We start from the raw sequence: 17,508 nt of genomic DNA, 5'->3' as shown, positions 1-17,508 counted from the left end.
GCCTCACACGAGGCGCACTTTTTATGGAAGGAAAAATAATGCTCAGGCCTGCCTTTGTGGGCGCTATCCTCATCTGCCTCCCACTCGCTGCTTGTGCGCAAAGCCATCAGGACGAGGCAGAGACCCCTATGTTCAGTGCGGTCCACAACAGCTCGGCGAGCGTTGCCGCCGAAAGCACCACGGAAGAGGAAATAAGCCCTGAGCCGACGAGCAACGAGGCACCTTCCCCTACCCAGAGCGCGGACAAGTCGGAGTCCTGCGAGGATATTGACGCCGACGAGGCCTATCAATCAGGCATTGGCAGCATCGCGCCATGGAATGACTTTGGCTGGCAACTATCCTCCTCCTCAGGGTTCGACCCTTGCGCGGATTTGAGCTGGCAAATTATCACCGTCGAGGGTGCCACGGCCTCCTCGCCACACCACATCATGCTCTTCCACAAAGGCGAATACCTTGGCACCGCCACCTTCGAGCCTTATGGTTTCTTCCCCACCGTCGAGCGAGTGAGTGACGCTGTGATCGCCGTGACCTACCACTGGGCGCGTGAGGGCGAGACCACCGCCGGGCGCACCGGCGAAACGCATGCCGGATTCCGCTGGGACGAAGACCAGCAGAAAACAGTCATGAGCGGTGATGTCCCACCGAATTAAACCCCTTATTGTGAGGGTAAATGCGGCTATAGTGTGACACGGCTTCCTGTGGAAGCTACTGTCTGCCGCCCCCGTTTTAAGGAGCTTCCTGCGTGACTAATAGCAACCCCTGGGCCCCGCCAAGCAACGAGGGCCCGGAACGTCCTGCACGCTCGGGAAGCATAGTGATCATCGCCGTCGTCGTACTCCTTGCGATCATTGCTGGTGTCACGTGGCTGTTAATGTCGCGCTCCTCTTCTGAAACCACAGAGCAGGAGGCCCTCTTTACGCAGGTGGCCCCGAGCACCAGCACAACAAATGCTGAGGCCACCACAACAAGCAGTGAAACCCGCACTACCAGCGTTAAGACGAGCACCGCGAAACCCGTGACGTCTAAAGCCACACCTCAGGACAGGTGCGGTACAGCAGCTGAAAAGACCAGGAACGATATTCCCCGCCCGATGACGCTGTTTTGCAATGACGACTGGCTCTACCTCGCCTCAGAAAACAGCTCCTCTTTTTATCTCTATTCCTGGGGCGGCGGAGAATGGGTTTCCTATAAAAACGACGACCTCGTTGACTCAACGACGATCAAGTGCTGGGATTCCAACCGCCTTAGTGCCGACAATGTCCCGAAGCAAATCACGGATGACATCCCTCTCTGCAAGCAGAGCACTGAGGACAGCGCTGAGAGCACACAAGCGCAAGAGACCTGCGATGGCCGCTACATTCTCATCGTGGATTCCCTCCTCGTCCCTTATGGCGACTCCCCGCAATCCGAAATCAACCGCGTTGAGGCCCACTACGCCGGGGTCAAGATCATGCCGGGAACAGCATGCAGCTCGCTGCGTTCGGAACACGAAGGCAAGCAGGTCTATGCGGCCTACTACGACGCCGGCCACAGCGTGGATGAGGTCTGTAAGCTCAAGGCGCGATACGGTGGCAACGCCCGTTCGCTCAATAACAATGCAGATTTCAGCGATCCCTGCTAACCCCTCGAAAGGACTTTTCGCCTCGTGGCACACTACAACCTCTATAGCTCCCTCAACCTTGACCCTTCCGCTGATTCTGCGACTTTGGCCTCGGAGATCGAACGCCGCCTCGCCGCGACTGACCCGTCCAACGCCGCGCTTTACGACGAACTCTCCACCGCCCACAGCATCTTCTCCCGCCAGGACCGCCGCGAGCAGTATGACCGAGCTATCGCGGATCCCTTCGGCCCCGAGGTGGACGTCGCCCGCATCCGTGAGATCGCCACGTCTGGCTCCGGTGTGCAGCTCATGCCCCAGCCTTCGACCGCCCAGGCTTCCTCCAACTTCAACGTCGACCTGAGCAACTTCTCCTTCGCCGTGGAGCCCTCCCGCCAGCGTGCCCAGTCGATCCAGTGGTGCATCGTGTGGGGCCTGCTGGCCTTCATGTGGATCATCTCCACCATTCGCGGCCTCGGTGCCCTCGCGGAGGTCGGCAACGCCAGCAGTGTTGAGCTTCTCTACGGCGCTGATGACTACGTCGACGAGGCTAGTTCCGCCGGCGCCTTCTTCTTCATGGTCGCCGGCGGCACCCCGGTCTACCTGATGATTGCGGAGTTCATCTGGTCCTTGCGCAAGACCTTGGGCCGCAAGCAGGCCGAAAAGAACGTTTAAAACGCCAAAACCCGCGGCCATATAGCCGCGGGTTAAGGGAGGAGCTAGCGCAGGCGCTGGCCCACAAAACCGGCGGCCAGCGTGTTGCCGCTGGATTGATCGATGAGCAGGAAGTTGCCCACCGCGCCGCGGGCGGCATAATCCTCCACGGGAAGCTCCGCCTGTGTCTGGACGGTGATGAACGCAATGTCATTGAGGGCTGCTGATTCCGGTGCCTCAACATCCGCCACGCCATCGAGGTCGAGGATGCGCTCCACCGATGCCACGCGCGCCTTGACCAATGCTGTGCCATAGCGCAGCTTCACCATCTGGCCCGCGCGCAGCTCCTTGTCCGTGAGGACCACCGCGGTGGCAGCGAATTCGCGCACCTCCTCCGGGCGCTGCGAACCGGCGATGAGGTCGCCGCGGGCCAAGTCGATATCGTCGGCCAGCCTAAGTACCACGGAATCCCCGGCGCGCGCCGCCTCATCGGAGCCAAGCGGGCCGTCGGTGGTATCAATCGCGGTGACCGTCGAGGTCCGCCCGCCCGGCAGCGTCACCTCATCCCCCACCGCCACATGTCCAGCCTTCACGCGCCCGGCATAGCCGCGGTAATCGGAGGCGTGCTCGCGGATGACGTATTGGATGGGGAAACGCAGGTCCAGATCATCGGCGCGGCCCGTGGCCACGGGGACGGTCTCCAGCGTTTCAAGGACCGTCGGCCCCTCGTACCAATCCATGGTGGTGGAGCGCTCCACCACGTTATCGCCCTTGAGCGCGGAAATCGGGATGGCCACCGAATCGGTGATACCCAAGCGCGCGGCGAGTTCGGAGAACTCAGTCTCAATCGCGCGGAAGGTGGCCTCGTCATAGTCCACCAGGTCGATCTTGTTCACGCCCAGAATCACGTGGCGCACGCCCAAGAGTGCTGCCACGTTGAGGTGGCGGCGGGTTTGTTCGACGACGCCATTGCGGGCGTCGACAAGCAGCACCACCACCTGGGACGTGGACATACCCGTGACCGTGTTGCGCGTGTACTGCACGTGGCCCGGGGTATCGGCGAGAATGAAGGTGCGCTTCTCGGTGGCGAAGTAACGGTAGGCCACGTCGATGGTGATGCCCTGCTCGCGCTCGGCACGCAGGCCGTCCACCAGCAAAGAGAGATCCATGCCGTCAAAACCGCGGTCGGCGGAGGAACGCTCCATGGACTCCACCTGGTCCGCGAGCACGGACTTGGTGTCATAGAGCAGACGGCCCACGAAGGTGGACTTGCCGTCATCGACGGAGCCGGCGGTGCACAGACGCAGAGTATCGCGCTGTTTGAGGGCGCCGACATTCGGCGCAAGGGTGGTGGTCGTCATCAGAAGTAGCCTTCCTTCTTGCGGTCCTCCATGGCGGACTCGGACAATTTGTCATCGGCGCGGGTGGCTCCGCGCTCGGACAGGGTGGAAATAGAGATTTCCGCGAGCACTTCATCCGGCGAGGCGGCGGTGGATTCCACGGCACCGGTGCAGGACATATCCCCCACGGTGCGGTAGCGCACGGTGCGGGTCTCCAACGGTTCATCCTCGCGCGGTCCGCCCCACTCGCCTGGTGTCAGCCACATGCCGTTGCGGTTAAACACCTCGCGCTGGTGGGAGTAATAGATGGAGGGAAGCTGCAGGTTGCGCGCGCCGATGTATTCCCAGATATCGGACTCAGTCCAGTTAGAAATGGGGAAGACGCGAACGTTTTCGCCGGCCATCTTGCCGCCGTTGTACAGGTCCCAGAGCTCCGGGCGCTGGCGGCGCGGATCCCAACCGCCGAAGGAATCGCGGATGGAAAAGATGCGCTCTTTGGCGCGGGCGCGTTCCTCGTCGCGGCGCGCGCCACCCAGCACGGCGTCGTATCCGCGCTCCGCGATGGTCTCCACCAGCGGCACGGACTGCAGCGGGTTGCGGGTTCCGTCGGGGCGCTCCTGGATGTCGCCGCGGTCGATCCAGTCTTGGACCAGCGCCACGTGCAGGCGCGCGCCGGTTTCCTCGACGAGCTGATCGCGGAAGTCGATGACCTCCGGGAAGTTGTGGCCGGTATCCACGTGGATGAGCTCGAAGGGCACTGTGGCCGGCGCAAAGGCGCGGCGGGCGAGCTCGAAGACGACGACGGAGTCCTTGCCGCCGGAAAAGAGCAGGCCTACCTTGTCGAATTGCCCGGCGACTTCGCGCAGGATGTGGAGGGATTCGTTCTCTAAATCTTTAAGGTGTGGTGAAAGAGTCATTATTCGTGTAACCCGCATTCTGTCTTGCCGTCAGCGAAAATACGCCCGGAGCGTGCATCCTCGCCCTCGCCTACCGGGAAGGTCAACGGCGCGCAGCCGATGGAACGGTAGCCCTGCAGGGTGAGGGGGTGAATGATGAGATCGTGTTCCTTGATGTAGGCGTCGGTGTCATCGAGGTCCCAGGTAATAATCGGGGAAATCTTCAGCCGTCCCGTGCGGTCCAGGCTCAGCGCCGGAGCGGTGGCGCGGTGCTCGGAATCGGCGCGGCGCAGGCCGGTGACCCACCCGACGTAGGGGTCCATGGCCATGTTTAGCGGCTCCACCTTGCGCATGCGGTTATAGGCCGCAACGTCGCGTGCATAGAGGCGCGGGCCGTAAATCTTGTCCTGTTCCTCAGGGCTCAACAGTGGGCGCACGGTCACCAGCGGCAGGTCCGCATAGCGCTTGGCGACGTCCCCCGCTACCTTGAGCGTCTCCGGAAAGTGCCAGCCGGTGTCGATGAAGAGCAGGTCGGCGTCTAAGTGGGCGCGGTGCGCGAGCTCGGCTAACACGGTGTTTTCCATGGACATCGTGACGGCGAGCCGGCCCGGCGCGTGTTCGGCGGCCCACGCGGTAATCGTTTCGGCGGAGGCATCGTGGAGCTTATCGGCCCACTTGTCGACGAGTTCCTGGTTGCGCTGGGCCACGGCAGGCTCGAGCGGCGCGGTGTCGCGGGTGCCTTCGGGGCTAATGCTGGGGTCGCGGTAGTCGCCGCGGTCCAGCAGGTTAATCGGTTCGGTCATGACTCCTCACATTAAAGGCAGCTGTGCTTGTGTGCAGCCCCACTAAGGGGCGCGAGGGCTGTGAGCTTGGGTAGTAGGGAGAATAAAAATTAGCCAGACTGAACCGAGCGGACTAGATTTACAGACTAGACAGTCTATTTTTACCGAACTGAAGGGGTTCTTATGCAGCGTGTAGCCATCGTCGGGGACGGCCCCGCAGCGCTCTCCACCGCCGAGCGACTCATCGGGGCCGGGCTGTGCGTGGACCTGTACTGCCAGCGCCCTGCGCCCTTCGGTTTGCTGCGACGCTTCGCTGGGCTCTCCGGCGCAGAATCTATCGCCGCGCCATGCCCGAAGGGGACCACGCCGCGCCTGCGGCTTATCGGCAACGTGCGCGTGGGTAATGGCCCGGACGCGGACATCAACCATTCGGATCTCAACCAGCTTTCCGCCTCCGGCGACCGCCACTTGGTTTTACTGGAACTCATGGCCCGCGGCGTGGCCATCACGACATGGGAGGGCCTCTGCCACCCCACCCCCGACGTAGAAGATTGGGCCACCGTCACGGAACAGGCCCAGCGCGCACCGGTGTGCTTCTAGCGCGCGAGCGCGCGAGCTAAGCGCTCGCGCGTTGATACGGGGAAGCCTGCTGCCAGTCCTCGCACCACCGCACTCGCTAGACGCGCGGGCTAGCGCCCGCGCAACCATAACGGATAGACTTTTGCGGTCAATGCCCTTCAGCGGCCCAGCGCAGCAACCGCGCGGCCGCCAACATGCACGAAACGCTGGCACATGGAACTCGTTCGCATCCTTTTATCCCGCTCCAAGCCCTATACCGGCTACGTCATCGCGGTGCTGCTCCTCCAGGCACTATCCACCGCGGCAACGCTCTACCTGCCTTCGCTCAACGCGAAGATCATCGACAGGGGCGTGGCCCAAGTAGACATCGATTATATCTGGCACACCGGCGGCATCATGCTCATCGTGGCCTTCGCCCAAGTCATCGCCGCCATCGCCGCCATCTGGTTCGGCTCCCGCACCGCCATGGGCCTCGGCCGCGACCTGCGCTCCGATATCTTCCGCCGCGTCACCCGCTACTCCGCCGAAGACATGAGCAACTTCGGCACCGCCACCCTCATCACCCGCGGCACCAACGACGTCCAGCAGATCCAGATGGTCTACATGATGATCCTCAACTTCATGGTCACTGCCCCCATCATGTCCATCGGCGGCATCATCATGGCCATCCGCGAAGACGCCGGCATGTCCTGGCTCGTCGCGGTTTCCGTCATCGTGCTGCTGGCCGCCATCTCCGTCATCATCGTCCGACTCATGCCGCTCTTTCGCGCCTGGCAAGGCAAGCTCGACGTCATGAACGGCACCCTGCGCGAGCAAATCGCCGGCATCCGCGTCGTCCGCGCCTTCACTCGCGAGGAGCACGAAGCCGAGCGCTTCCGCACCGCCAACCGCGACCTGACCAACCTCTCCCTCAAGGTCGGCCAGCTGTTCATTCTCATGTTCCCCATCATCACCGTCATTCTCAACGTGGCCACCGGCGCAGTCCTCTGGTTCGGTGGCCACCGTGTGGACGAGGGGCTCGTGGAGGTCGGCTCGCTGACCGCTTTCCTGCAGTACCTGCTGCAGATCCTCGCCGCGGTCATGATGGGCACCTTCATGGCGATGATCCTCCCCCGCGCCATCATTTGCGCGCGCCGCATCACCGATGTCCTCGAACACGAACCCTCCATCACCGAGCCGGCTCAGCCCCGTACCCCGGAGCACTCCGAGGGCGTCGTCGAATTCGACAACGTCTCCTTCCAATACGCCGGCGCCGAAGCGCCCGTGCTTCACGACGTCTCCTTCACCGCCACCCCCGGCACCACCACCGCGCTCATCGGCGCAACCGGTTCCGGCAAGACCACCGCGCTCTCCCTCATCCCGCGCCTCTATCTCCCGACGAAGGGCCGCGTGCTTCTCGACGGCACCGATATCGCCGAGATGGCTCGTAAAGACGTCGTCAAGCGTGTGGGCCTCGTGCCGCAGAAGCCTTACCTGTTCAGCGGCACCGTGGCCTCCAACCTGCGCCTGGGTGCGCCGGAGGCCACCGATGAGGAGCTGTGGAACGCGCTGCGCGTGGCCCAAGCGGACTTTGTTGAGGACCTCGACATGCACATCTCCCAGGGCGGCACCAACGTCTCCGGCGGCCAGCGCCAACGCCTGTCCATCGCCCGCATGCTCGTCGCCCGCCCGTTGGTGTATCTCTTTGATGATTCCTTCTCCGCGCTGGACGTGCTCACGGATGCCGCCGTGCGCTCCGGAATGCGCGAGTACACCGCCGAAGCCACAACCATCATCGTGGCGCAGCGCGTGAGCTCGATCGTGGATGCCGACCAGATTCTGGTCATGGACGCCGGGCGCGTCGTCGCCCGCGGCACACACGAGGAGCTGCTGGACACATCGGAGACCTACCGCGAAATTGTGGAATCCCAGAAGACCTCGGAGGTGGCATAAATGACTGAGCAGGACAACGCTACGTTGAGTGAAGACACCACTGCCGAGATCGAGGAGAAGACCGGCGAGAACGCCCCGCGCAAAGCCAAGAACTTCTGGCCCTCCGCCAAGCGCCTCTTTGGTCTCCTCGCGCCGTTCAAGGCGCAGCTTTGGGCAATTGCGGCGATGAATATCATCTGCGTGTTCCTCGCCGTGGCCGCGCCGAAGGTCATGGGCATGGCCACCGACGTTATTTTTTCCGGCGTCATCTCCCGCCAGCTGCCCGCTGGTGTAACCAAGGACCAGGCGATCGCGGCGCTGCGCGCGGGTGGGCAGGAAAAGTTCGCCGACATGGCCTCAGCAATGGACTTGCACCCCGGCTTCGGCATTGATTTTTCCAAGCTGGGCACGATTATTGGCATCGTGATTGCGATGTACGTGGTGTCCTCTCTCTTCCAGTGGTGGCAGGGCTTTTTGCTCAACTCTCTGGTGATGAAGGTGGTTTTCGACCTACGCGAGAACATCGAGGCCAAGCTCAACCGCTTGCCGCTCAATTACTTCGACACGCAATCCCGCGGTGACCTTCTCTCGCGCACCACCAACGACGCCGATAACATCCAGTCCGCCTTGCAGCAGGCCATTTCGCAGCTGTTTTATAACCTGCTCATGGTCGTGGGCATCACGGTCATGATGTTCACCGTGTCCTGGCAGCTAGCGCTCGTGGCGCTGCTGGCGCTGCCGCTGACTGCGGTGGTCATCGCGGTGGTTGGCTCGCGCGCGCAGAAGCAGTTCAAGGCGCAGTGGAAAGCCACCGGTGACCTCAACGGACAGGTCGAGGAAGCATTCTCCGGCCATGACCTGGCGACCGTCTTCGGGCGCATCGATTCCATGACGGAGGAGTTTGATAAGCGCAACGAGGAGCTGTTCCGCTCCGCGTCGCTGGCGCAGTTCCTGGCCGGAATGATGATGCCGATCATGCAGTTCATCTCCTACCTGTCGTACGTGGTCATCGCGGTGCTGGGCGCGCTCAAGGTGGCCTCCGGCTCGCTGACGTTGGGCGGCGCGCAGGCCTTCATCCAGTATTCCCGCGAGTTCAACCAGCCGCTGGGCCAGCTCGGCGGCATGATGCAGCAGGTGCAGTCGGGCGTGGCATCGGCGGAGCGCGTCTTCGAGTTCCTCGACGCCGAAGAAGAGCCCGCCGAGGAGCCCACCTCCCGCTTGGGTGGGCGTGCGAAGGGGCTCGTGGCATTCGAAGACGTCGACTTCGCTTATGACCCCGACAAGCCGCTGATCCAGGACCTCAGCCTGCGCGTGGAGCCGGGGCAGACCGCGGCGATCGTCGGCCCCACGGGTGCTGGCAAGACCACGCTGGTCAACCTCATCATGCGCTTCTACGACATCGATTCGGGCACCATCCGCCTCGATGGCGTCGACACCGCGCAGATGTCCCGCCACGAGCTGCGCTCCCAAGTGGGCATGGTGCTGCAGGACGCCGTGGTCTTTGAGGGCACCATCATGGACAACATCCGCTACGGCCGCCTCGACGCCACCGACGAGGAGGTCATTGCCGCCGCGAAGGCCACCTACGTGGACCGCTTCGTCCACTCCCTCCCCGAGGGCTATGACACCAAGATTGACCAGGATGGCGGCGCGATTTCCGCCGGCGAGCGCCAGCTCATCACCATCGCCCGCGCTTTCCTGGCGCAACCGGCGCTGCTCATCCTCGACGAGGCCACCTCATCCGTGGATACCCGCACCGAGGTGCTCGTTCAGCAAGCCATGAATGCGCTGCGCGCGGACCGCACGTCCTTCATCATCGCGCACCGCCTCTCCACGATTCGCGACGCCGACCTCATCATCGTCATGGAAGAAGGCCGCATCGTCGAACAGGGCACCCACGCCGAGCTTCTCGACGCCCACGGCGCCTACTGGCGCCTCCACCAGTCCCAGTTCCGCGAGGACGAGAGCTAGTCGACCGTCACGGACATTATCGGGGCCGAGAACGTGTCACCCGTGAGGTTCGCCAGCTCAAGGGTGACGTCGCTTAAGGAAAGGTGCTCCATGAGGGCGTCGGGAAGCTCAGTATCAGGGACGGGATTCCGTTGCGGAATCCCGAGCTGATCGAGGACGGCATTGATATCGTCGCTGGTGAGATCCGCCGTGACGGGCACGGTGCGCACGCCTTCGACGGTGGGCGTGGAGGTCAGGGACGTCGCCACGATACGCACTGAACCCTCCACTTCGGTCAAGGCGTCGTCGGTGGTGAGCAGGCCATCGCCGGCGTTGCCCGGCAGCGTGATAGCCAAATCGCGCACAACGAGGCGGTCCCCGGTGAGCTCGAGGACGCGCACCTCCCCGTCGCGGGTGGGCATCGTGCACAGCGAGGCTTTCACGTTCCCCGTCAGCGTCACCTCATCAGCCGTCACGGTGGAGAAATAAGGTTGTGCGGGCGCAACTTGCGCCCCAACTAGTCCCGCACTACTCCCCAGGATTAGCGCGCTGAGCACGGCTACCCCGGCCTTCACGCGCGAAGGGCGAACCACGCTCTGATGCCAACGCAAACGACGGCAATTAACCATCGCTAGACTCCCAGGCCAAGGTCAGCGCGCCACCAACGATGCCGAGCACTGAGCCGATGAGGAAGCCACCCAGGTTGGAGGTCGGAATAGCGATGACCGCCACGATGATGCCCAGCACGCCCAGGTACGTTGAGGTGCTCGGGCGAAACCACGCGCCGAGGCCAAACATGACCAACAGCGCCCCGATGAGCAGCGTGGACACACCCGACACCGTGGAGATCATGACGAGCAGGTCGGAAATCTGCACCGTGAAATAAGCCGGCATCGCGATGACGATTCCCGAAAGTATGAGCAGCAACCCCGGAAAGAACGGCCGCCGGTCACGCCACGCCTTAAACCGCGCCCACACCCCGCCTGTGGCTGCCGCGGGAGCTACAGCCTGGTCGACATCGAGAGAATCCGGCGCTTCTGCTCCATGCAGTGCTGCGTCGGAATCCCTAGCGTGATCAGCAGACATTGTCGCGGCCCCGCTCCACAGAGACGCCCACGTTCTTTGCGGATAGCGTCTTCGCGCCGAGGGAGGTGGCACGGACGTCGTCGGCAGTCAGCGAAACCTGCTTGGCATAGAGGCCCCACGTCCCCGGGTCGGCGGACTGGGACAGCTGGCTGGCGTCGATGCCCACGTTCGCGTCCTGCATGACCAGCGAGCCTTCGATATTCGACGCACCAACGAGGAGACCAGTGGCCTCCACACTGTTATCGCCCTTCGCCTTGAGCGCGAGCGTGGACTCCCCCACCGCAGGCAGGTCAGTGGTGACATAAAGACACAAATCCGAGGCCACGGCGTGTTCCATCTTTAGCCGCGCGGTGGGAACATCCTCCTCGCCCTTCTTGTCGCTATCCACAAACAAGGAAAAGCCATCGCCTTCCAAGTGACGAATATTCACGTTGAAGAACGTACCCGAGAGCGCCAAATTCGCCGTCAGACCGCCCTGCGCAACCGCAACTCCGGCCACTCCGAATGCTGCGAAGCCCGCAACGAGGCCCACTGCGGCCTTCGGAACATTGATTCTGCCCACAACGCCTCCTGAATTCTTAGCCCTCAAGATGATAGCTGAATCCTGACTCACTGATTTAGACGGCGAGGATTTAAGGTAGGAGGCACGCACAGCAGCAATCAAAGGAGCGCTCATGTTCGGCTGGATTGCCATCGCCGCATCGGTCCCGGTGTGGCTGTACTTTTTCTACCGCCTCACGGTGCTGTTTCGGTTCATCCGCTCCGGCGGGCCCACGCAGCTGAACCGTACCGACCGCCCCATGGCGCGCCTCGGCCGCGTGCTCATCGAAGTCTTCGGCCATACCCACTTCAAAGGCCGGCCGCTGGTCAACGCCGCGCACTGGCTCGTCATGGTGGGCTTCCTCTTCGGCGCCATCGTGTGGTTCGAGGCCTATATCCAAACCTTCGCGCCCGATAAGGGCTGGCCGTGGCTCAGCGACTGGCCGGTGTACCACTTCATCGAAGAGGTCCTCGCCATCGGCACCGTGCTCGGTATCTGTTTCCTCATCGGCGTGCGCCTGAAGCTCGGACACACCGATCGCGGGAGCCGCTTCTACAATTCGCAGGTCTTCCCCGCACGCCTGGTGGAGGCCATCGTCTTCCTCGAAGGCCTCGGCATGCTCGCCGTCAAGGCCGCCGCCATCGCCACGTACGGCGGTGGCTCCCCGTGGGCTGATTTCTTGACGATGCGTGTGGCGGGGGTTATGCAGGCGTCGCCAAGCATGGTGCAATTCTTTGCCCTGGTGAAGCTGCTCACGGGCCTGGTGTTCATCGCGTGCATCGCCCACTACTTCCAATGGGGCGTGATGTGGCACCGCTTCATGGCGTTCTTCAACATCTTCTTCCAACGCAACGCCGACGGCGAGAAGGCGCTGGGTGCTCTCCCCACGCCGGACTTGGAGGACCTCGAGCCAGGGAGCTGGAAGATGCTTCTCGACGCCTCCTCCTGCACCGAATGCGGCCGCTGCCAGGACCTGTGCCCCGCATGGAACACCGACAAACCGCTGAGCCCGAAGAAGCTCATGATGGACCTGCGCCAGAGCGCGCTGGATAACTACAACCCACACGAGGGGCTCAACGTGCTGGCGATGGCGGGCACGATTGATGATGACGTCCTGTGGTCCTGTACCAACTGCGGTGCGTGCGTGGACCAGTGCCCGGTGGATATCGAGCACATCGACCACGTGGCGGACCTGCGTCGCTTCAAGGTGCTGGCGGAGTCCGACTTCCCGTCGGAGCTGACCGGGCTGTTTAAGAACATGGAGACGAAGGGCAACCCGTGGGGCCGCAACGCTTCGGAGCGCCGCGCGTGGATTGATGAGGCGCGTGGCGACGGCATCGAGGTGCCGATCATCGGCGAGGACGCCGCTGATTTCTCGGACATGGAGTACCTGTTCTGGGTCGGTTGCGCGGGTGCCTACGACGACAAGGGCCGCGCCACGACGCGCGCGGTGGTGGACATGCTGCACACCGCCGGCGTGAAGTTCGGTGTGCTGGCCACGGGCGAGACCTGTACCGGTGACCCGGCGCGCCGTGCCGGCAATGAGTTCCTGTTCCAGGTGATGGCGGAGCAGAATGTTGCCACGCTTAACGACGCCTTCGCCGGCGTCCCGAAGGGCCAGCGCAAAATCATCACGACGTGCCCGCACTGCTTCAACACGATTCGCAACGAGTACCCGGACTTCGACGGCCATTTCGATGTGCTGCACCACACGCAGCTGCTCAACCGTTTGGTGCGGGAGAAGCTGCTCGTGCCCGTGCCGCGGTCGCCGGAGAACCGCCGACCCGTCACGTATCACGACCCGTGCTTCCTGGGCCGCCACAACAAGGTCTTCGACCCGCCGCGTGAGCTCGTGGAGGCGACTGGTGCAACGCTGGCGGAGATGGACCACAACCGCGATGCGGCCTTCTGCTGCGGTGCCGGTGGCGCGCGCATGTTCATGGAAGAAAACCAGGGCAAGCGGGTTAATGAATTCCGCTCAGAGCAGGCCGTGGCGACCGGTGCCGAGCAGATTGCGACGGGCTGCCCGTTCTGCAATGTCATGCTGACGGGTGGCGTGAAGTCCATCGCGCCGCAGACACAGGTCAGCGATGTGGCGCTCATGCTGCGCGACGCCATTGCCCCCACTGGCGAACTTCCCGCCGCGCGCGAGAAGGCCTTCCTCGATACGCCCCGCCGCGAACCCGTCCCAGAAAAGCCCGCCTCGGAGGAGGCTTCCAGCATCCCGTCCACCGCGCCGCAAGCACCCGCAGCGCCAAGCACGCCCGCGTCATCATCCGCGCCCAACGCGCCGAGCACGCCCGCAGCGCCATCTGCCCCCAGCACGCCGAGCGCACCGCAAGCACCCGCCGCGCCGAGCGCACCGCAGGCGCCATCAACGCCGACTGCACCCAGCGCGGCTTCGCCAACGGCTCCCAGTGCCCCGCAGGCCCCAACTACGCCTCAGGTGGCAGGAGCTCCAACTGCTCCTACGGCACCAAGTGCTACCAAAGCACCTACAGCACCGCCCGCACCGAACGCGCCCGGGGCTCCATCTGCAAACACTCCGGCACCGAACGCAACCGCTGTACCGCAGGCACCAGCGAACACACCCGCCGCGCCCCAGGCACCAGCGAACGCCCCCGCAGCACCTGCCGCACCCCAGGCACCCGGTGCACCATCGACGCCAAACGCGGCCGCTGTACCGACTGCCCCGGCGGCGCCCAAAGCTACGACAACACCAAACACACTGCAAGCACCCGTAGCTCCGGCGGCGACGAGCACGCCAACGACGCCTCAGGCACCAGCCGCCCCTTCAGCACCGCCTACGCCCAGCGCTCCTGCGGCACCAAACGCACCGCAAGCACCCGCAGCTCCGGCGGCGCCCGCGGCACCGCAAGCACCCGCGGATACTCCTTCGGTACCGAAGGCACCGCCTGCACCAACAGCACCGAGTGCACCAAACGCAGGCTCCGTGCCGAAGGCTCCGGCTGCGCCGCAGGCTCCGGAGGAAGGGGCGTCGGAAAGCAAGGACTAGTGCGACGTCGGCCACATCAACGCCGCGCAAGGTAGGCGTGCCTGATACCCCACAGGTACGCTCTACTCCATGCACACTGACGTGACCTACGTCCTCGCCTCGGGCGAAAGCAATTACACCGACTCGCTGGTGTCCTTCGCATGGATCATGGCGGTAGCGCTGCTAGCACCGTTGGTATCCCATGCCCTAGGCAAGAAGATGCCGGCCGTGGCGCTGCTTATTTTCTTCGGCATGCTCATCGGCCCTTCGATGTTGGGCTTGGCGCACGAAGACCCCGGCATTGGCATGCTCAAGGAGCTCGGCGTGGGCGCGCTGTTCCTCCTTGCGGGTTTCGAAATTGACCTCGCCGCCCTGAAATCGAAGGAAGCCGCCACAGGGCTATCCACGTGGCTCATCTGCGTGGTGGCGTGTGGCGTCGGCGCCTACTTCCTCATGGATGACATCCCCAGCGCCATCGTCATGGCCATCGCTTTGACGTCGACTGCTCTGGGCACCATCACCCCGATGCTCAAACAGGACAAACTCCTGGGCACTCGAGTGGGCGATTCCGTGGTCATCCACGGCGCGATCGGTGAGGTCGCGCCAATTACTGCAATGGCGCTCCTGTTGGGAACGCGCTCCACGTGGACAACGATGCTGATTCTTCTCGCCTTCATCGCAATCGCGGTCACCGTGGCCGTTATGCCCTTCGCCATTACCACCCTCATGCCGTGGTTCAAGGACGCCTTCATCTCCGGGGCGGGCTCCACCAACCAAACCATCATGCGTCTCATCATCCTGATGTTGGCCATCCTCATGGCAGTGACGGCGGTATTCGAACTCGACATCGTCCTGGGCGCCTTTGCAACGGGCATCATCCTCAACCGCATCATTCCCGATGAGTTCCATAAGGGCTTGGAAAACCGCCTCGACGTGGTTTTTTATTCCATGCTCATTCCCGTCTTCTTCGTGGTCTCCGGCATGGCGATTGACTGGAACGTCATCATGGACGAGCCCATCAAGGTCCTCGGCATCCCGCTGCTCATCCTGGTGACCCGCGGCCTGCCGGTGTTCCTACGCGAAAACCTTCACCAAACCGGCTCCAACGTCGAAACCACCCGCGAGCGCCTCCAAGTGGCTCTCTACGCGGCAACCGGCCTGCCCATCATCGTGGCGGTGATGACGCTTGCGGTGGGTTCGGGCATCGTCGATACAGAAATGGCCTCCATCTTCATCGCCGGTGGCGCGCTCACCGTGGCTATCTTCCCGTTCCTATCCGGCCTCGTGCGCGAAAAGGAGCAAGCTAAATAGGCTGTTAGGATGGCTATTGTGACTAATCCTTTCAGCATGCGGCTTTCCGACGCCGAACGGACCAACGCCGTCAACGACCTCGCCCAGGCCTTGGGTGAAGGCCGTCTATCGATGGACGAGTTTGAGGAGCGCACCGACGCGATAATGGAGGCGACGACCCGCCGCGAGCTGGCGGCCGTCTTCATGGATATCCCCACCAAGGCCAGCAGCGAGCTCAAGATCTACTCCCAAGGTGAGGTCGCCCGCGCCTACCAATCAACCCGGAAACCCCGCTTGGCCACCGCGTTGGTCGGCTCCCTTGGGCTCTTTTTCGGCTCGATTGCATCCTTCGCTGCTCTGTCCGGCGTCACCGCCGCACTCACCGGCACCGGATTGCTCTTCCTCATCCCCGCGTTGTGGATCATGCTCTACGTGGCCAAGGTGGGCCCGGAGTCCTGGCACCGTCCGTCGCCGCGACAGATCGAGCGCCAGCGCATGCGCGAGCTGAAAGCCGCCGGCGCTGAAGAACGCGCGCAGATGCGGGCGTTGGAGCAGGCGCAGTGGGCGGAGAGGCGTCGCCAAGCAAGTGAAATTACTGGGGATGCGATGAATCTGGCCAAACGCAAGCTGGAACAGTGGAACCAGAAGTAACATATCCGGCATGACTCAGAACCGGATTTTTGATCAATCCACCAAACTACAGGGCGTTGCCTACGATATTCGCGGCGAGGTTTCTACGGAGGCCGAGCGCATGGAGCTCGACGGGCACAGCATTCTGAAGCTCAACACCGGCAACCCGGCGGTGTTTGGTTTCGATGCGCCGGATGTCATTATGCGCGACATGATTGCGGCGCTGCCGACCTCGCAGGGCTACTCCACGTCGAAGGGTATTATCCCGGCACGGCGCGCGATTGTAACCCGCTATGAGCTGGAGGATTTCCCCAGCTTCGACGTCAATGACGTGTACTTGGGCAACGGCGTGTCCGAGCTGATTTCGATGGTGACGCAGGCGCTGCTTGACGACGGCGATGAGGTTCTCATACCCGCCCCTGACTACCCCCTGTGGACGGCGGCGACGTCGCTGGCGGGTGGCACGCCTGTGCACTATTTGTGCGATGAGGAGGACGATTGGAATCCCTCCATTGAAGATATTCGCGCAAAAGTAACGGAGAAGACCAAGGCCATTGTGGTCATTAATCCGAATAACCCGACGGGTGCCGTGTACTCGCGTGAAACGCTGCAGAAAATCGTGGACGTAGCGCGCGAATATAACCTGCTGATTCTGGCGGATGAGATTTATGACCGGATTCTGTACGACGGTGCGAAGCACATTTCGATCGCCTCCCTGGCCCCGGATTTGCTGACGATCACGTTTAATGGCTTGTCCAAGGCCTACCGCGTGGCCGGCTACCGCGCTGGCTGGATGGTGCTGACGGGCCCGAAGTCCCATGCGCGTGGCTTCATCGAGGGCTTGGACTTGCTGGCGGGCACGCGCCTATGCCCAAATGTGCCGGCACAGCACGCGATCCAGGTCGCGCTGGGTGGGCGGCAGTCCATTTATGAGCTCACCGGTGAGGGCGGGCGCTTGCTCAAGCAGCGGAATATTGCCTACGAGAAGCTCAATGAGATTCCCGGCGTGTCCGTGGTAAAGCCGATGGGCGCGCTGTACTGCTTCCCGCGCTTGGATCCAGAGGTCTATGAGATCCACGATGACTCGAAGCTCATGCTCGACATTCTGCGCGCCGAGAAGATCCTCATGGTGCAAGGCACCGGCTTCAATTGGCCTACGCCGGATCACTTCCGCGTGGTTACGCTGCCGTGGGCATCGCAGCTGGAGAACGCGATTGAGCGGCTCGGCAACTTCCTGGTGAGCTACCGCCAGTAGCC

General features: G+C 62.9%; 16 protein-coding genes. 10 read left to right on the top strand and 6 right to left on the bottom strand.

Translation table 11 applies throughout. From position 1 onward, the window contains the following. The first annotated feature begins 38 nt into the window (after window positions 1-38). The 3 genes from HMPREF2896_RS03250 to HMPREF2896_RS03240 all read left to right on the top strand — a co-directional run bounded on the left by HMPREF2896_RS03250 (window position 39) and on the right by HMPREF2896_RS03240 (window position 2,272). Window positions 39-650, top strand: coding sequence for an LppP/LprE family lipoprotein (locus tag HMPREF2896_RS03250; RefSeq protein WP_070523672.1), 612 nt, complete (start codon window positions 39-41; stop codon window positions 648-650). A gap of 92 nt (window positions 651-742) precedes the next feature. Next, a complete protein-coding gene (locus HMPREF2896_RS12630; protein ID WP_141754755.1) occupies window positions 743-1,621 on the top strand; it encodes a flagellar basal body-associated FliL family protein in 879 nt (292 codons plus the stop codon). A 24-nt stretch (window positions 1,622-1,645) separates the two neighbouring features. Further along, window positions 1,646-2,272, top strand: coding sequence for a hypothetical protein (locus tag HMPREF2896_RS03240; RefSeq protein ID WP_070523678.1), 627 nt, complete (start codon window positions 1,646-1,648; stop codon window positions 2,270-2,272). A gap of 44 nt (window positions 2,273-2,316) precedes the next feature. Here the strand turns inward: HMPREF2896_RS03240 and HMPREF2896_RS03235 are convergent, their stop codons facing one another. The 3 genes from HMPREF2896_RS03235 to HMPREF2896_RS03225 are packed head-to-tail and all read right to left on the bottom strand — an operon-like array spanning window position 2,317 to window position 5,290. Further along, window positions 2,317-3,612: a sulfate adenylyltransferase subunit 1 gene (locus HMPREF2896_RS03235; protein ID WP_070717672.1), complete on the bottom strand. Its 1,296-nt coding sequence runs from the start codon at window positions 3,610-3,612 to the stop codon at window positions 2,317-2,319. Then, on the bottom strand, window positions 3,612-4,508 hold the full coding sequence (gene cysD, locus HMPREF2896_RS03230; protein ID WP_070717669.1) for a sulfate adenylyltransferase subunit CysD: 897 nt from the start codon (window positions 4,506-4,508) through the stop codon (window positions 3,612-3,614). Before cysD ends, HMPREF2896_RS03235 begins: the two co-directional genes overlap by 1 nt. Further along, the gene (locus HMPREF2896_RS03225) at window positions 4,508-5,290 is read right to left on the bottom strand and encodes a phosphoadenylyl-sulfate reductase (protein WP_070711630.1); all 783 of its coding nucleotides are present in this window, start codon (window positions 5,288-5,290) and stop codon (window positions 4,508-4,510) included. The genes cysD and HMPREF2896_RS03225 overlap by 1 nt, the downstream gene beginning before the upstream one ends. A 162-nt stretch (window positions 5,291-5,452) precedes the next feature. On the opposite strand from HMPREF2896_RS03225, the gene HMPREF2896_RS03220 reads away from it, so the two are divergent. From HMPREF2896_RS03220 to HMPREF2896_RS03210, 3 genes are all read left to right on the top strand, one after another. Continuing rightward, window positions 5,453-5,869: a methylenetetrahydrofolate--tRNA-(uracil-5-)-methyltransferase gene (locus HMPREF2896_RS03220; protein ID WP_070644529.1), complete on the top strand. Its 417-nt coding sequence runs from the start codon at window positions 5,453-5,455 to the stop codon at window positions 5,867-5,869. Between the two features lie 192 nt (window positions 5,870-6,061). Next, entirely contained in the window at window positions 6,062-7,780 is a 1,719-nt protein-coding gene (locus HMPREF2896_RS03215; RefSeq protein ID WP_070717664.1) for an ABC transporter ATP-binding protein, read from the top strand. After that, a complete protein-coding gene (locus HMPREF2896_RS03210; RefSeq protein ID WP_070717661.1) occupies window positions 7,781-9,730 on the top strand; it encodes an ABC transporter ATP-binding protein in 1,950 nt (649 codons plus the stop codon). It begins immediately after the preceding gene. Here the strand turns inward: HMPREF2896_RS03210 and HMPREF2896_RS03205 are convergent. From HMPREF2896_RS03205 to HMPREF2896_RS03195, 3 genes are all read right to left on the bottom strand, one after another. Beyond that, window positions 9,727-10,185 (bottom strand): hypothetical protein, encoded by a 459-nt coding sequence (locus HMPREF2896_RS03205; RefSeq protein ID WP_246823984.1) that lies wholly within the window; start codon window positions 10,183-10,185, stop codon window positions 9,727-9,729. The two genes, HMPREF2896_RS03210 and HMPREF2896_RS03205, sit on opposite strands and share 4 nt — an antisense overlap. Window positions 10,186-10,330: 145 nt before the next feature. Continuing rightward, window positions 10,331-10,795: a DUF6114 domain-containing protein gene (locus HMPREF2896_RS03200; protein ID WP_246818383.1), complete on the bottom strand. Its 465-nt coding sequence runs from the start codon at window positions 10,793-10,795 to the stop codon at window positions 10,331-10,333. Next, complete coding sequence (locus tag HMPREF2896_RS03195; RefSeq protein WP_070717658.1) at window positions 10,785-11,357, bottom strand: DUF6230 family protein; 573 nt, start codon at window positions 11,355-11,357, stop codon at window positions 10,785-10,787. The genes HMPREF2896_RS03200 and HMPREF2896_RS03195 overlap by 11 nt, the downstream gene beginning before the upstream one ends. 112 nt (window positions 11,358-11,469) lie before the next feature. Between HMPREF2896_RS03195 and HMPREF2896_RS03190 the strand changes: the two genes are divergently transcribed. The 4 genes from HMPREF2896_RS03190 (at window position 11,470) to HMPREF2896_RS03175 (ending at window position 17,506) form a co-directional block, all read left to right on the top strand. Then, window positions 11,470-14,352 (top strand): (Fe-S)-binding protein, encoded by a 2,883-nt coding sequence (locus tag HMPREF2896_RS03190; RefSeq protein WP_070717656.1) that lies wholly within the window; start codon window positions 11,470-11,472, stop codon window positions 14,350-14,352. A gap of 69 nt (window positions 14,353-14,421) precedes the next feature. Continuing rightward, on the top strand, window positions 14,422-15,642 hold the full coding sequence (locus HMPREF2896_RS03185; protein WP_070717648.1) for a cation:proton antiporter: 1,221 nt from the start codon (window positions 14,422-14,424) through the stop codon (window positions 15,640-15,642). A 9-nt stretch (window positions 15,643-15,651) separates the two neighbouring features. Then, window positions 15,652-16,272, top strand: a complete 621-nt coding sequence (locus HMPREF2896_RS03180; protein ID WP_371325886.1) for a DUF1707 SHOCT-like domain-containing protein — start codon at window positions 15,652-15,654, stop codon at window positions 16,270-16,272. A gap of 10 nt (window positions 16,273-16,282) precedes the next feature. Beyond that, window positions 16,283-17,506 (top strand): pyridoxal phosphate-dependent aminotransferase, encoded by a 1,224-nt coding sequence (locus HMPREF2896_RS03175; RefSeq protein WP_070448124.1) that lies wholly within the window; start codon window positions 16,283-16,285, stop codon window positions 17,504-17,506. Window positions 17,507-17,508: the final 2 nt, after the last annotated feature.

Source organism: Corynebacterium sp. HMSC069E04 (assembly GCF_001813175.1).
In the GTDB taxonomy this organism is placed as follows: Bacteria; Actinomycetota; Actinomycetes; order Mycobacteriales; family Mycobacteriaceae; genus Corynebacterium; species Corynebacterium aurimucosum.
This window is presented reverse-complemented; position numbering and strand designations above follow the sequence as displayed.